At 38.0% G+C, this 14,752-nt stretch carries 14 protein-coding genes and 1 other annotated feature; of the genes, 2 read left to right on the top strand and 12 right to left on the bottom strand.

The window, feature by feature from the left end; all coding sequences use genetic code 11:
* Positions 1–17 precede the first annotated feature (17 nt).
* The 3 genes from opp3C to HC179_RS08385 form a co-directional block, all read right to left on the bottom strand.
* A complete protein-coding gene (opp3C, locus tag HC179_RS08395) occupies positions 18–1,028 on the bottom strand; it encodes an oligopeptide ABC transporter permease (protein WP_168863919.1) in 1,011 nt (336 codons plus the stop codon).
* On the bottom strand, positions 1,028–1,957 hold the full coding sequence (opp3b, locus tag HC179_RS08390) for an oligopeptide ABC transporter permease (protein WP_168863918.1): 930 nt from the start codon (positions 1,955–1,957) through the stop codon (positions 1,028–1,030). The genes opp3C and opp3b overlap by 1 nt, the downstream gene beginning before the upstream one ends.
* 149 nt (positions 1,958–2,106) lie before the next feature.
* Positions 2,107–3,795: a peptide ABC transporter substrate-binding protein gene (locus HC179_RS08385; protein WP_168863917.1), complete on the bottom strand. Its 1,689-nt coding sequence runs from the start codon at positions 3,793–3,795 to the stop codon at positions 2,107–2,109.
* A gap of 342 nt (positions 3,796–4,137) precedes the next feature.
* Here HC179_RS08385 and HC179_RS21340 point away from each other — a divergent pair, with 342 nt between their 5' ends.
* Both HC179_RS21340 and trpS read left to right on the top strand, forming a co-directional pair.
* On the top strand, positions 4,138–4,515 hold the full coding sequence (locus tag HC179_RS21340; RefSeq protein ID WP_168863916.1) for a DUF3899 domain-containing protein: 378 nt from the start codon (positions 4,138–4,140) through the stop codon (positions 4,513–4,515).
* Between the two features lie 42 nt (positions 4,516–4,557).
* Positions 4,558–4,774: a binding site (T-box leader), on the top strand.
* Between the two features lie 226 nt (positions 4,775–5,000).
* Positions 5,001–5,990 carry a tryptophan--tRNA ligase gene (trpS, locus tag HC179_RS08375; protein ID WP_168863915.1) on the top strand — a complete coding sequence of 330 codons (990 nt, stop codon included), beginning with the start codon at positions 5,001–5,003 and terminating at the stop codon, positions 5,988–5,990.
* Between the two features lie 66 nt (positions 5,991–6,056).
* Here trpS and HC179_RS08370 read toward each other — a convergent pair whose 3' ends face one another.
* The 9 genes from HC179_RS08370 to HC179_RS08330 form a co-directional block, all read right to left on the bottom strand.
* The gene (locus tag HC179_RS08370; protein WP_168863914.1) at positions 6,057–6,806 is read right to left on the bottom strand and encodes a YjbA family protein; all 750 of its coding nucleotides are present in this window, start codon (positions 6,804–6,806) and stop codon (positions 6,057–6,059) included.
* A gap of 99 nt (positions 6,807–6,905) precedes the next feature.
* A complete protein-coding gene (locus HC179_RS08365) occupies positions 6,906–7,133 on the bottom strand; it encodes a YuzI family membrane protein (protein WP_168863913.1) in 228 nt (75 codons plus the stop codon).
* 156 nt (positions 7,134–7,289) lie between these two features.
* Positions 7,290–8,201: an oligopeptide ABC transporter permease gene (gene opp4C, locus HC179_RS08360; protein WP_168863912.1), complete on the bottom strand. Its 912-nt coding sequence runs from the start codon at positions 8,199–8,201 to the stop codon at positions 7,290–7,292.
* Between the two features lie 14 nt (positions 8,202–8,215).
* Positions 8,216–9,166, bottom strand: coding sequence for an ABC transporter permease (locus HC179_RS08355; RefSeq protein ID WP_168863911.1), 951 nt, complete (start codon positions 9,164–9,166; stop codon positions 8,216–8,218).
* A 242-nt stretch (positions 9,167–9,408) separates the two neighbouring features.
* The gene (locus HC179_RS08350; RefSeq protein ID WP_168863910.1) at positions 9,409–11,100 is read right to left on the bottom strand and encodes an ABC transporter substrate-binding protein; all 1,692 of its coding nucleotides are present in this window, start codon (positions 11,098–11,100) and stop codon (positions 9,409–9,411) included.
* A gap of 109 nt (positions 11,101–11,209) precedes the next feature.
* Positions 11,210–12,232: an ABC transporter ATP-binding protein gene (locus HC179_RS08345; protein ID WP_168863909.1), complete on the bottom strand. Its 1,023-nt coding sequence runs from the start codon at positions 12,230–12,232 to the stop codon at positions 11,210–11,212.
* A complete protein-coding gene (locus tag HC179_RS08340; protein ID WP_148989473.1) occupies positions 12,232–13,212 on the bottom strand; it encodes an ABC transporter ATP-binding protein in 981 nt (326 codons plus the stop codon). The genes HC179_RS08345 and HC179_RS08340 overlap by 1 nt, the downstream gene beginning before the upstream one ends.
* Positions 13,213–13,642: 430 nt before the next feature.
* Positions 13,643–14,425: a DUF2268 domain-containing putative Zn-dependent protease gene (locus HC179_RS08335; RefSeq protein WP_168863908.1), complete on the bottom strand. Its 783-nt coding sequence runs from the start codon at positions 14,423–14,425 to the stop codon at positions 13,643–13,645.
* A 102-nt stretch (positions 14,426–14,527) separates the two neighbouring features.
* Complete coding sequence (locus tag HC179_RS08330; RefSeq protein ID WP_168863892.1) at positions 14,528–14,701, bottom strand: hypothetical protein; 174 nt, start codon at positions 14,699–14,701, stop codon at positions 14,528–14,530.
* Between the last annotated feature and the right edge of the window lie 51 nt (positions 14,702–14,752).

Raw genomic sequence — 14,752 nt, 5'->3', positions numbered from 1 at the left:
TTCACCTGCCTTTATAACTAATCTTTCATTTTTGGATCTAATGCATCACGGAAACCATCCGCAACAAGGTTAAATGCGATCATCAACAAACTGATGATAATTGCAGGGAACACCATGATGTGCGGGAAGATTTGCAAGGATTTAAATCCATCGTCTATTAGCGTACCAAGGGATGCCATAGGAGGCTTCAGACCTAATCCGATGAAGCTTAGGAACGCCTCGAAGAATATAGCACTTGGAATTGTGAACATCGTATTAATGATGACTACTCCTACCACGTTTGGCAGTAAGTGTTTCGTAATGATTCGGTTGTTTGTTGAACCAAGCGTCTTGGATGCAAGGACATATTCTTGACTCTTAAGCTTAAGAACCTGCCCCCGGACGACCCTGGCCATTCCGACCCAACCGGTTATGGTCAAGGCAATGGTAATCGCTATGATACCCGGTTCAAGTACAAGAATCATTAAAATAACGATTACAAGGTTTGGAATACCAACTAAAACTTCAATGATACGTTGCATGATGTTATCTGTACGTCCACCGTAAAAGCCTGAAATTCCACCATAAGCAACACCAATTACCATATCTATGAATGCTGCTAATAAGGCAATGTATAAGGAAATACGTGTACCTGTCCAAACACGTGTCCATAAGTCACGTCCAAGGCTGTCTGTACCAAACCAATAATAATCAGTGATACCACGTTGCTCGTAGACATCTACTCCATTTCTTGTTCCATCAAGAATTCCCAGATTTTCAATTCCAGGTACTTTTGGAGGCAGATTTCCTTGAGTAACATTTTGTGTGTTAAAACCATGGTCATTCATAAATGGTCCAAAGATTGCAAGGAATGCAATAACAATCAACACAATGGAACCTGCTATAGCAGCTTTATTTTTCTTAATACGCAACCAAGCTGTTTGCCAATAGGTCAAGCTTGGCTTTGCAATTTTTTCACTTTTACTAGGGTCTTGAACTGCCGGTTGGAATAGTTCCTTTGGCAATTTATCATAATTGTTGTTATTCATTATTTCTTACCTCCTGCCAAGCGAATACGCGGGTCGATAATTCCATAAAGAATATCAACTACAAGAACGATGACAATGAATAAAGCCGCAAAGAACAATGTCGTTCCCATGATTACTGGATAGTCGTTTGTTGTAATGGAACGCACAAACTGTTCTCCAAGGCCTGGGATCGAGAAGATTTTCTCGATTACAAGTGTTCCTGTCATCAAACTTACAGCTAACGGACCAAGAACCGTTACTACTGGAATTAGGGCATTTCTTAATGCGTGTTTTACTGCAATATCAAAGTTTGAAGCACCTTTCGCACGTGCCAAAGTAATATAGTCTGAGCCTAATACCTCAATCATCTCTGTACGCATGAAACGTGCAGCAATAGCGATTGGGAACATTGCTAGTGCAATTGTTGGTAATACTGTAAACTCCCACCCTGACCAGAAGGCAACTGGGAACCATCCAAGTTTTACACCAATCCAATATTGTAATAATCCTGCGAATACAAAGGAAGGAATGGACTTACCAAGTACAGCAAGTATCGTGGAACCATAGTCCACCCATGAATTTTGTCTTAAAGCGGCAATGACACCTAAGAAGATCCCAATAATTGTCCCGAAGAACATAGCTTGGAAACCTAATTGTGCAGATGGACCAATACGTTGCATAATTAAACTGGTAACACTTCTGTTATCGTACTGGAAAGATATACCAAGGTCACCTTGTGCAAGGCTTAATATATATTTCCCGTATTGCACTGGAACAGGATCGTTAAGTCCATACTTTTCATTTAAAATTAACTTTTGTGCTTCTGACAGTTTATCTTGCATCGTAAATGGGGAACCTGGCATCATCTTCATCAGGAAGAATGTAAATGAGGCAATTAAGAATAAGGTGATAAACATGTATATGATACGTTGCAACAAATACTTTGTCATCTTTGCACCTCCTAAAAAATAATGCGTCGAATTGTTTATAATTTTCCTTAAAATTCGACAATTTCTTTACAGGGAAAAAGAGAGTATATGTTTCAAATATACTCTCTTTCTCTCTATTTTAAAAGAATTATTTTTATATCAGTATAATATTATTTACCACTGATGTAAGCCCATTTGTAACTAAAGTCAGGACCAAAGTTGTGACGGTACACGTTTTGTACGTAAGGTTTCCAAAGTCTTGTTGTACCACGTTGGTAGATTGGAGCAATCGCAGCATCTTCTTCAAGAAGAATTCTTTCTGCTTCTTGCATCGCTTCAAAACGTTTTGCAGGATCATTTGCATACGTAGTCATAACGTCGTTCAACAACTTATCATACTCTGCGTTAGAGTAACCCATCTTGTTGTTTCCACCATCTGTAATCCAAAGGTTAGCGAAGGAAATTGCATCAAGATAATCAGGACCCCATCCAGCAAGCTGCATGTCATAATCCATTGCAGCGTCTAAATCAAGACGTTGAGCAAATGGTACTTCTTTCAACTTGATTGTTAAACCAGGAAGATTTTCTTGCAACTGGTTTTGAAGGTATTCTTGCATAGTTTTAGCTGTCTCAGTGTCTCCACCAAGAATTTCAACTGTAATAGCGTCTGTTCCTAATTCTTCTAAACCTTTTTCCCAATGCTCTTTTGCTTTTTCTGCATCAAATGCATTCATGTCGCCATTCTTTTCACGGAAGTCTTCTCCCGTTTCAGGATGTTGAACGAATTCAACCGGTACAGAATAGTTTGCAGGAATAGAACCGTTGTTTAATACATAATCAGCCATGTCTTGCTTATTGAAGCCCATAGAAATTGCTTTACGGATGTTAACATTCGCTAAAGCTTCGTTCTTTGTTTGGTTAAATTTAAACCAGAAAAGAGTTGGTTCTAGGTAAGAAATCAAGTCTGGATCTTCTTTATATTGTGTTACAAAGTCAGAAGTTAAACCAGGAGAGATATCGATTTGTTGTGCAGTGTATAAGTTTACACCAGTTGAAACCTCTTTAACAACTTTTACATTGATTTCATCAAGTTTAACTGTTTCTGCATCCCAATAGTCAGCATTTTTCTTCATTGTCCAGCCAACTTCATGCTCCCAGCTGTCTAAAGTAAATGGACCGTTGTAGATTAGAGTATCAGCTTCTAATGCATATTTGTCACCTTGTTCTTCCAAAAACTTCTGGTTTTGTGGGAAGAACGTAGGGAATGTCATTAAAGATTCGAAATAAGCAACTGGTTGCTCAAGTGTTACCTCAAGAGTGTACTCATCAATTGCTTTTACACCAAGCTCTTCAAGTGGTAATTCCCCAGAAGAAACTTGTGTAGCATTTTTAATTTTTCCGTTCATCATATATGGACCATACTCAGATCCAGTGTTTGGATCTACTGCACGCTGCCAAGCAAAAACGAAATCGTTTGCTGTTACAGGCTCGCCATTGGACCACACGGAATCTTCACGTAATGTGAAAGTGTAAGTAAGACCGTCTTCGGATACTTCATGGCTTTTCGCAACACCTTCTACTACTTCATCATTTTCACCAAGTCTGTAAAGACCTTCAAAAACGTTGTTCATTACGTTAAATGCTACAGCGTCAGTACCTTGTACCGAATCCATTGTTGGAATTTCTGCAGAATCAACGACGTTAAGTACTTGTGGACCTGTTGGTTCTCCTTCACCAGTCGGTGGAGTGTCTCCTTGTCCTCCATTGTTTTGCGCTGAGTTTCCGCCGCCACATGCAGCTAAGAAAGCACTAAGTACAAGTGTAAGCGCTAAAAGAAGTAAATATTTTGACTTTTTCATTTACTTAACCCCCTAAGAAAATTATGTCGAAATTTGCTGTGTTTCGAGGTAACGATTCCTATTATACAAGTTTTCTAAACATTGTGCATTCATAAATTTAACGCCAACTTTACAAAATACTGATATTTCAAGCATGTTCATTACAAAAATAGTACTAAAGTCCCATTAACAACCCACCAAAAACGTTCCATATATTACAATTCATTTACAAATATTACACATGTTTTTCCATTGATCATTACAAGTAATTACTTTTATAGTTTCTTTAAATTTGTCTTATTCTATTCATTTCATTACAATACAAATTAGAAAACTAACTTTAAACTTCTTATAGGAGGAAGCATGAATATTTCCATTAGATCTTCACTAATTTTTTTTTTCATTTTGCTTTTAGCCACATTGGGAACAAGTTGGCTTTATTATGGAGAGATTAACCTGCTCTCGTTTATCAATACATCTTTTATCATATCTAGTGTATTTATTTTTATTTCATTATTCACATTAGTGGTCCAGAAAGGTTTTTTTGATGGAATTACCTATAGTTTCAGGAGAATCTTTGCATCTTCACAACCAGATAAAGAGCTGGAACAAGATATTAGAAATGAAATGAGACCACCATCTGAATTATTACAACCTGTATCGACCCAGCAAATATTATTAGCTTCTTTATTGTTGTTAATTTGTATGTTGATTTCACTATTTATGTATTACAACAGTTGATAATTACCATTTAAATAGATATAATAAGAGGACATTTAATTTATATAAGCAATGAGGAAGAGTAGTACTAAACAGCTTAGTTTTTAGAGAGTTTGTGGTTGGTGGAAACAAACAACTAACGTTTAGGAATGGACTTCTGAGCTTCATGGCTGAACCAATTAGTAGGCTATGACGTATCCTTACGTTACAAGGCAAGTGATTTCTGCAACTTTTTTGTGTGAAATAATAAGGGTGGTACCACGGTCCATTCGTCCCTTCTTCTAGGGATGAATGGGCCTTTTTGTATGTTTTTTTGTTTAACAGTTGATTTTCGTTCCAGTCGCTTGCTTTCCGCGGGCGGTCCGGGAGCCTCCTCGGCTTCGCCTGTGGGGTCTCCCCTGTCCCTTCCTCCCGCAGGAGTCAAGCGACTTGCACTCCAATCAACTAAAATTTTATAAAACCTGAATATCTAACTATCCATTTTTTAAAGAAAGAGGAGACAAAAGATGAAAACAATTTTCTCAGGAATTCAACCAAGCGGAAATGTGACTCTTGGTAACTACATTGGAGCAATGAAACAATTTGTGGAGTTGCAAAACGACTACAACAGCTACTTCTGTATCGTCGACCAACACGCAATCACCGTTCAACAAGATCCACAGGAGCTTCGCAAAAATATCCGAAAGCTTGCAGCATTATACCTCGCTATCGGTCTAGATCCAGAAAAGGCAACGCTTTTCATCCAATCAGAAGTACCAGCACACGCTCAACTCGGATGGATGATGCAATGCGTGGCTTATATCGGAGAATTGGAAAGAATGACTCAATTCAAAGATAAGTCAACAGGAAAGGAAGCCGTAACGGCAGGCTTACTTACTTATCCTCCATTAATGGCGGCTGATATCCTTCTTTATAATACAGATGTGGTTCCTGTTGGGGAAGATCAAAAGCAACATCTAGAATTGACAAGAGATCTTGCAGAACGTTTTAATAAAAAATACCGTGATATTTTGACTGTTCCAGAAGTCAAAATTGCTAAAGTCGGCGCCAGAATCATGTCTCTGACAGAGCCAACAAAGAAAATGAGCAAATCAGACCCAAATTTAAAGTCCTTTATTTCCTTATTGGATACACCAAAGCAACTAGAAAAGAAAATAAAAAGTGCAGTAACAGACTCTGAAGGAATAGTTCGTTACGATAAAGAAAATAAACCTGGAGTTTCCAATCTTCTTTCTATTTACTCCATCTTGGCCAACAAAACGATTGAAGAATTGGAAGTTCAATATGAAGGAAAAGGGTATGGCGACTTCAAAGGAGATCTTGCTCAAGTAGTTGTTGAAGCAATTGAACCTATTCAAACCAAGTACAATGAACTTATTGATTCAGAAAAACTCGATGCCATTCTTGATGAAGGCGCTGAGCGAGCAAACCGTGTTGCAATGAAAACACTAAAAAAAATCGAAAACGCAATGGGCTTAGGACGCAAACGCCGTTAATTAAAAAAAGCTGTCAGAGCAAAATGTCTCTGACAGCTTTTTTCTTTCCTCGGAAATATTCGACACTTAATTAACTTTAGGATGCTGTTCCAACTCCCACAACTTTTCAAAAAACGGCTGACCTTTTACCAAGTGCTCACAAAAAGTCTGATGTTTTTCAGACCAACCCTCTCTTGTTTCCTCCAGTAACTGTGACCACACTTCCTCAAAACTCATGGATTGGATTTCTCTGTAATGAATTGGATTCCATTCTGTATACCAATATCTAATTTCAGCAACATTGCAAGTTGACCTTAATTGATCCAGTGCCATGAAAAGAAGTTGTTTTAATTGTCTTTCTTTTCTAGTCAAACCGTTCATGATTTCTGGTGATGGGGATAATATATGATAATCCTTTGGCGACTTGCTAGATGGTGAAAAAGTATATTTTTCATAATCATGGTTTTCCACCATATCGTATACTAATTGCTCTTGTCTTGGAATCAACCTACTTTTACGGATTGGAATATTATAACCTATCGTGTCTACAGCTAATATCCCTTGCCCATCTGTAACAACAAAACAGTAGTCCAATTGAATTCTTTCATGGTTTTTGCGAATATAGCTTTTTTGGAAAATATCTTCTAGCAAAGATGAAGGCAGCTCTTGGAGGTCGTTTTCAATATAATGGAACAAAACAGAATCTACTTTCAATAGAGGAACTTGATCCAATAATTCTACACTATCGTCCTTCCTCCACTCATGAAAATGACAAACATTATAACCGTTTTCTTCTCCTTCAAACCAATTTACCCATACGTCATGAAGATACAACATATCATACCCCTCACTTCACATCTAACTCTTTTATTTATCCAACAGTATGAACAGTGAAGTGCATAATTATTCCAAAATACCCAATTAATTTTCATAAGTCTATTCTTTGTCTCGAAAAGACGGATTAGAGTTGCCAGATAAATAAATACTTATTGCAATCAGAATAATGCCTATAGGTAGCAGGTAAAATTCCGGTCTAGTAAAAAGAAACAATAAAAACTCCACTAAACTTAATCCTGTTGCAAAAAGATTCAAATAGGCAATTGTGCTAATCCCGCCAGCAACAGAGATGCCAAACCCTGTCAAAAAAAGAATTCCCCTTATCATTAGCCATCTCTCACAAAATATTTCCTATTTATGAGCATAACAATGTCTCCTTGTCCAATCTATCTAGTATTATCATTTTATGACATGCCAACAAAATAATGACAAGTTCTATGAAAAATAGGCAAAAAGAAAAGCCGAGATCGGCTCTCAGCTTTTCTAGTCAAGTGTTTTTGGATCAAGTGCATCACGTAATCCATCTCCAACAAAGTTGAAACTTAACACTGTTATTAATATCATTATTCCAGGAAATAGCGGATACCACCAATGTTTTAACATGATAGTAAAGTTCTGCGCATCCTGCAGCATGTTCCCCCAACTTGGTGTAGGTGGTTGAATACCTAAACCTAGATAACTTAATGCTGATTCTGCCAAGATAACTCCCCCTACACCTAATGTTGCAGATACGATGATTGGACCCATCGCATTTGGAAGGATGTGAGAGAAAATGATCGTGTGGCTTCTTGTTCCAATAGTTTTAGAAGCTAGTACGAATTCACGTGTACGAAGTGATAAGAACTCTCCACGCACAAGACGTGCTGTAAATGTCCAACCTGTTAAAGCGAAAATCAAGATTAGCTTGTCCACACCTGGTTGGAAGATTGTAACCAATGTGATTAGCAAGAAAATAGTTGGAATGGAAATGATAACGTCTACTATACGCATTAGAACCGCATCAATTTTCCCTCCAAAATAACCTGCAACCGCACCAATAACTGTTCCAATTGTGATTGAACCTGCTACAGAAGCAAATCCAACTAGTAGGGATACCCTCGCTCCAAACAGAATACGTGCAAATACATCTCGTCCATATCGGTCAGTACCTAACCAATGTTCTCCGCCTGGAGATTGTAGCTTATTCAACAGGCTTTGCTTTTGTGGTTCAAATTGAGCAATAAGTGGTGCAAGTATCGCTAAAGAAATTATGATGAAAAGTAAAACCGCTCCAATGACAGCTAGCTTATTTTTCATAAATTTATTGATCGTGATTTTCGTTAATGTGTCTGGCTTTTTCTTGATATTGGGGTTTAACGATTGATTAGTAGGTTGAGTTGATGGTTGAGTTTGCATCGATGTTCCCCCTTTTAGTACTCAATTCTCGGGTCAAAAATTGCATATAGAATATCGGCAACTAAGTTTCCGATAACTACGAAGACCGCTGAGATAACTGTTAGTGCCATGATTACTGGATAGTCCCGCTGGAAAGCGGAGTCAAAGAATAACAATCCAATACCTGGCCAAGCAAAAATCTTTTCAACAATAACCGATCCCCCAATGAAACCGGGTAGCATTAAACCAAAAATTGTAATTACAGGAATTAATCCGTTACGTAAACCATGTTTATATGTTACTTTGTTTTCTCTTAATCCTTTAGCTCTTGCTGTACGCATATAATCTTGCTTTAACACTTCAAGCATACTAGAACGTGTATATCTAGTAAGACCTGCCATATCAGCTGTTGCAAGTACAAATGCCGGCAAGATTAAATGATGAATTCGATCAAGGATACTAAAATCAGCATTCAATGTTGCTACACCACCCGTAGGCAGCCATTGCAGTTGAACCGCAAATACCATGATAAGTACTAAGCCTATCCAAAAGTTTGGTGTGGCCAATCCAAGGAATGATGTAACTGTTACCGTATAATCTGTTAAGCTGTATTGCTTTCTAGCAGAGATGACTCCAAAAGGAATTGCTACTATTACTGCCAAAACAGTTGAAACAATCATGAGTAATAATGTATTCGGGAGTCGGTTCATAATCATTTCACTAACTGGAACTCCACGACGGATTAATGACTCGCCAAAGTCTCCCTGAGCCATGTTTGTTACCCATGTGAAATATTGCTCGTGAATAGGATCATTTAATCCATATCGCTCTTCAAACTTTTTCATATCTTCTTTACTAATATTCGGATCCATCATTAAAGAGGTAGGACCACCTGGTGCCATTTGGATAATGGCAAAGGATAATACTGTAATACCGAATAATAGGGGAATCGCCATTAAAGAACGGCGGATGATATATGAGATCATAGCTGATTCTCCTTTTCTGTCTTTACTTTAGGAAGGTAGAAGTAAACGTGAGTTTTATTTTAATACTGTACATTTTGCGACGTTGCACAGTAAAGTGTTCAAGTCCAATGAAAGACGAATTGTCCATGACAAATGCGACCTTTCTAATCATATAGCTCCAAGTGTCTTTAGGAACCCATTACAGTAAAAAAGAAGGGAAGGGAATTTCCCCTCCCCTCTTCCTTACTTTAAACGGGGGTTAATTAGTTGGTCTCTGCTAACCACCATTTGTTGATATTGTAGAATTCCGATCTTGCATGGAACTCAAAGCCTTCTAGGTTAGTAGGCATTGCACGGTGTGCATTTGGATAGTACAAGAAAGTATATGGTTGCTCTTCAGCAATGATTCTGTTGATTTCTTGGATCTTAGCTGCACGCTCGTCACGATCCATTGTTAGGTTAGCTTCGTCCATTAGCTTATCAGCTTCTGCGTTAGACCAACCAACGAAGTTCAAACCTTCTTCGATTTCTTTAGAGTGGAAGATTCCACTTGGATCTGGATCTGTAGATAGAGCCCATCCTAGGATGATAGCATCGAAGTTCCATTTTGGAGGATCGATGTCAGCTAAGAATGCAGACCATTCCATGATATCTGGAGTAACTTTGATTCCAAGCTCAGCGAACTGTTCTTGAACTACTACAGCGATATCTTCACGAACTTTGTTACCTTGGTTCGTTTTCAAAGTGAATTCAAATTTCTGACCGTCTTTTTCAAGAGTTCCGTCAGCACCTGCAGTCCATCCAGCTTCTGCAAGCATAGCTTTTGCTTTTTCTACATCGTACTCAAAACGAGGTACATCTTCGTCATAAGCCCAGCTAAGTGGAGACTCAGGAACATCTGCAACTTCACCGTCACCGTTCATTACGGACTCAACGATTAGTTCACGGTCAAGAGCATGAGTTAACGCTTGACGTACTTTTTTGTCTTCGAATAATGGGTTACGTAGGTTGTATCCTAAGTAAGTGTAAGATAATGCTAAACCAGATTCCACTTTTAATTGACCATTAGCTTCCCACTCTTTAACAGTTGCAATGTCAGTTGCAGGAACAGTGTAATAATGGATATCACCAGCAGCTAATGCAGTCATTAATGCATCTGCATCAGGAATAATACGGTAAGTTAAAGAATCTAAGTATGGACGACCATCCCAATAATCATCATTTGCTACAACTTTAACAAATTGTCCATCTTCCCAAGTTTCGAATTTGAATGGACCTGCTCCAATTGGGTTTTTCGTGTTGAACTCTGTGTACTCACCAAGTTCAGCGATTGGAACCTCACCTAAGATGTGCTCAGGAAGGATTGGGTAACCTAAAGCGATGTGGATTGTTGGATCTACAGCGTTAAGAGTTACTTGTACTGTTAAATCATCGATTTTTTCAACTTTTTCGATTTTCTCGAAGTAACCAGCACGAGGACCATCATAGTCTTCGCTCATAGGAATGCTAAGAGTGAATACAACGTCATCAGCATTTAAAGTTTCACCATCGTGGAACTTGATGCCGTCTTTAATTTTTAGCGTGTGAACTAGGTCATCTTCAGAGATATCCCAGCTTTCAGCCATGTTTAATTGTGTTTCGAAAGCAGTATCACTTGTTAATAATCCGTCAAAAATGAAACCTTCGATTGCAGAACTTGCAGTATCTGCAGAGTAAAGCGGGTTGAACATTGTTGGGCTACCAGTAGAACCGATGATTAGGTCTCCACCTTGTACAGGTTCGTTTGTAGCTTCTTCTTCTTCTTCCTCTGTTTCTTCGTTGTTGCCAGTTGTTTCGTTGTTCGTAGTGTTTGTGTTGTTAGTATTTGTACCTGCATTGTTCGATCCGCTACAAGCAGCAAGGAACAAGGACAGAACTAACGTTAAAACGATAAGTAGTAATGATTTTTGTTTCACGTTTACTCCCCCTAAAAATTTTTTAATGTTCTGAAAATGAAAGGTAAAGAAAGTTAACTGTTTGATTATCTCCCCCTTTCAAAGGGTATATATTTTATTTACTTGCCACCTATTCGTATAGGTGACAAGCAACAAAATGATCTGGTTTAACCTCTTTGAATTGAGGAACAATTTGCTTACAAACATCCATTGCAGCTGGACATCTTGTATGGAACACACATCCCGTTGGTGGATTAGCCGGGCTTGGCAATTCACCTTTCAGAACGATACGTTCTCTCTTCACTTGGCCTTTACGGCGAGTAGAAGGTACAGCTGATAGTAATGCTTGCGTATAAGGATGAAGAGGTTCGCTATATAAATCTTGTTTGGTAGCTAGTTCCATCATCCGCCCTAAATACATTACGCCTACCCTGTCACTAATATGACGAACTACACTTAAATCATGGGAGATAAAGATATAGGACAGTCCCATTTCTTTCTGAAGGTCTTGCATAAGGTTAATGATTTGAGCCTGTATGGATACATCCAGTGCAGAAACTGCTTCATCAGCAATGATCAATTCCGGGTTTAGTGCAAGTGCTCTAGCAATCCCGATACGTTGACGTTGTCCTCCAGAGAACTCATGTGGATAACGATTGATAAAACTTGGATCTAACCCTACTTTAGCTAGTAACTCTTGCACTTTCTCTTCACGCTCTTTTTTAGTGAACAAGTTGTGCGTGTTGTATGGCTCCTTCAGGATGGATCTTAAGGTTTTTCTTGGATTAAGCGTCGCAAATGGATCTTGGAAGACCATTTGTATGTCTTTACGAACCGTCTTTCTAAGTTCGCTTTCACTCATGGTTGCAATATCTCTTCCCTTAAATATGATATTTCCTTCTGTAGGCTCATATAGACGGATGATAGTTCGTCCAGTTGTGGATTTCCCACAGCCAGATTCTCCAACGAGTCCTAATGTCTCACCCTTTTTAATATAAAAGTTTAAGTCATCTACCGCTTTGACATCGCCTACATGCTTTTGTAATAGTCCCGCTTTGATTGGAAAGTATTTCTTCAATCCTCTAACTTCAAGGATATTATCAGAACTTGTTTCCGTTAAAATCTTTTCTGATTTAATCTCGGTTGCAGTCATTATTTAGCCTCCTCGCCTTCGTATAAGAAGCATCGAACAGAGCGATTTCCACTTTTCTTAAGCAATTCCGGAACTTCGCTATGACAACGATCAAATGCTTTTGGACAGCGTGGGGCAAAACGACAGCCCTGAGGTAAATTGGTTGGAGGTGGCACATTACCTTCAATAGATTGGAGGCGAGATATATCTCCCTCAATATCAGGTATGGACCCCATCAAGCCATTTGTATAAGGATGCAGAGGCTCTTCGAACAAATCATCCACAGACGCCTCTTCTACGACTTGACCACAATACATTACCACTACTCTATCAGCGACTTCTGATACAACCCCTAAGTCATGTGTAATTAACAAAATGGAAGTGTCAAATTTATGGCTAAGGTCTTTCATTAAATCTAGTATTTGAGCTTGAATGGTAACGTCTAGCGCTGTTGTCGGCTCATCCGCAATTAATAATTTTGGATTACAGCTCATCGCCATCGCGATCATTACCCTTTGTCTCATACCGCCTGATAGACGGTGAGGATAATCATTGACAATTTCAGCAGCTCTTGAAAATCCTACAACTTCTAACATTTCAATTGCCTTTTTCATTGCCGCTGTTTTGGTCATTTTTTGATGAAGTATTAGTACTTCGGTAATTTGCTCACCAATTGTTAAAACCGGATTCAAAGATGTCATCGGTTCCTGGAAGATCATAGAAATATCATTTCCGCGTACTTTACATAACTGGTTTTCTGTTAGTTTCACAAGATCCTGTCCGTCAAATAGAATTTCTCCATCTACGATTTTCCCACCTGGGCTAGGAACAAGACCCATAATAGATAGGGAAGTAATAGATTTACCAGATCCCGATTCTCCAACAAGTGCTACAGTTTCTCCTTTTTTAATGGAGATATCTACACCATCTACAGCTGGAATAGCTTGCTTTTTTCTAAAAAAGTGAGTTTTTAGGTTTCTCACTTCCAATAAAGCTGACATTTAGCCTTCACCATCCTTTTTTCTTTCGATGCATGGTCTGTATGATGTCTAAATATGTAATGTAAAGACTTTAGTAAAATTTAACTAATTCTTAATCTTTATATTACAAATTTACGAAACTACTAGCTATTAATCTATTCAAAGATTGCTTTTATAGATTTTCCATGCTGTTTATTACAAAATCTTCAGTCTTTTTACTCCGAATTTACTGTAAAAACTAAATTATCGGAAAATAATTATCGTCTGTTTGTATATTATTACAATTCCGTTACAAGTTCAAGCTTATTTTGAAAATAAACTAAAAATTTTTTTAATTAAAACTTGTAGCAATCTTCTACAAAAACTGATTATATACAAAAAAAAACAAAAAAACTAGCCTTTTTTGCTAGAATTTTTGTTTTTTGTTATTTTTCTCCTATTCCTCAAAGAATTATCCAATTGATAGCTTTGTTATCTCAGAAAGGCTCTTTGTCATCAAAGCTCGGTAGTTAATTTTCTCCTCCTTCAATATTTTCTGAATGAGATAATAACCAACACAATAACCAAGCATTTTTGGATAAAACCCTTTGCCATAAAGCAGTTTCATATGATCTTTATCACTCTTTTTTACATCTTTATTTGGAATGATAATTTTATTTAAGAAGTTTTCCAGTTCCTTATCCGTGTAGTAAGATGTCCAGCTAGAGGTATATTCTTTTCCAACTAGACTTTTTACAGCACTTTCCGCTAGTCCTTCGATTAGTACAGAATCTAGAAGGCTATATTGGTCATCTTTTCTATTATTTTTAGAGAGTACACAAATATGGTTATATTCGTGAGTCAACAATGCCTTCATTTCATTAATTTCAATATCCTCCGGCAGAAATAAAAACAATTTGTCTTTGAAAGCCACACCTGCTTTCCCTTTGAAATCCCTCTTGATTTGATTGTTGTATTTATCTGAAGGAAATATAAAAATTGGGATATCTGGGCCGTTCCAAAGTTTCTTTAGATGTTTCCATTCTGCCAAGACAACATTCCAGCAATCCAATGTCTTTAATTTTTCAACAGTACCTTTCCCGTCCCTAACAGGTCGGTACATCCCATGCATAATCAGATAATCGTAAAGTTCCGCTGCAGTTACGTCCTCAAAGTACTTCAGCAATTTCTTGGAAATGTTCAATGGCTGGTCATAGTCCTCCTCCAACCATCTATCCGTATGAATAATACTCATGTTCTACAGCCCTTTTCTTTGCTTTTTGATGTCATTGTATGATGGGGAGGGTGGATTGGTGAGGTAACAAAAAAGCATATACTTCTCAGGTAACTACCAAAATTAAATTATGGTCCCAGATGCTTTGAAATATTGGCAGGACCTTGCCTTTGCAAGTTGTTCTCTAACAAATGAAAGCTTCTTTTGTTTTCTTTCCTCGTCACTGAAGTCTTCATAGCGACCATGAAGACCTCTTTCCCCCTTTTTCCTCGTAACTGAGGTCTTCATACCGGTCATGAGGTCTTCTCTCCTTCTTTTTCTTCGTCACTCAGGTCTTCATCACGACCA

It is taken from the genome of Bacillus sp. RO1, assembly GCF_012524115.1.
Classification (GTDB): domain Bacteria; phylum Bacillota; class Bacilli; order Bacillales; family Bacillaceae_I; genus Sutcliffiella_A.
Note: the sequence above shows the minus strand (reverse complement) of the source record. Positions and strands in the feature narration are given on the sequence as shown.

Excerpts from the sequence above, each read along its gene's own strand:
- opp3C (WP_168863919.1), bottom strand. The coding sequence starts at position 1,028 with ATGAATAACAACAATTATGATAAATTGCCAAAGGAACTATTCCAACCG.
- opp3b (WP_168863918.1), bottom strand. The coding sequence starts at position 1,957 with ATGACAAAGTATTTGTTGCAACGTATCATATACATGTTTATCACCTTA.
- HC179_RS08385 (WP_168863917.1), bottom strand. The coding sequence starts at position 3,795 with ATGAAAAAGTCAAAATATTTACTTCTTTTAGCGCTTACACTTGTACTT.
- HC179_RS21340 (WP_168863916.1), top strand. The coding sequence starts at position 4,138 with ATGAATATTTCCATTAGATCTTCACTAATTTTTTTTTTCATTTTGCTT.
- trpS (WP_168863915.1), top strand. The coding sequence starts at position 5,001 with ATGAAAACAATTTTCTCAGGAATTCAACCAAGCGGAAATGTGACTCTT.
- HC179_RS08370 (WP_168863914.1), bottom strand. The coding sequence starts at position 6,806 with ATGTTGTATCTTCATGACGTATGGGTAAATTGGTTTGAAGGAGAAGAA.
- HC179_RS08365 (WP_168863913.1), bottom strand. The coding sequence starts at position 7,133 with ATGATAAGGGGAATTCTTTTTTTGACAGGGTTTGGCATCTCTGTTGCT.
- opp4C (WP_168863912.1), bottom strand. The coding sequence starts at position 8,201 with ATGCAAACTCAACCATCAACTCAACCTACTAATCAATCGTTAAACCCC.
- HC179_RS08355 (WP_168863911.1), bottom strand. The coding sequence starts at position 9,166 with ATGATCTCATATATCATCCGCCGTTCTTTAATGGCGATTCCCCTATTA.
- HC179_RS08345 (WP_168863909.1), bottom strand. The coding sequence starts at position 12,232 with ATGACTGCAACCGAGATTAAATCAGAAAAGATTTTAACGGAAACAAGT.
- HC179_RS08340 (WP_148989473.1), bottom strand. The coding sequence starts at position 13,212 with ATGTCAGCTTTATTGGAAGTGAGAAACCTAAAAACTCACTTTTTTAGA.
- HC179_RS08335 (WP_168863908.1), bottom strand. The coding sequence starts at position 14,425 with ATGAGTATTATTCATACGGATAGATGGTTGGAGGAGGACTATGACCAG.
- HC179_RS08330 (WP_168863892.1), bottom strand. The coding sequence starts at position 14,701 with ATGACCGGTATGAAGACCTCAGTTACGAGGAAAAAGGGGGAAAGAGGT.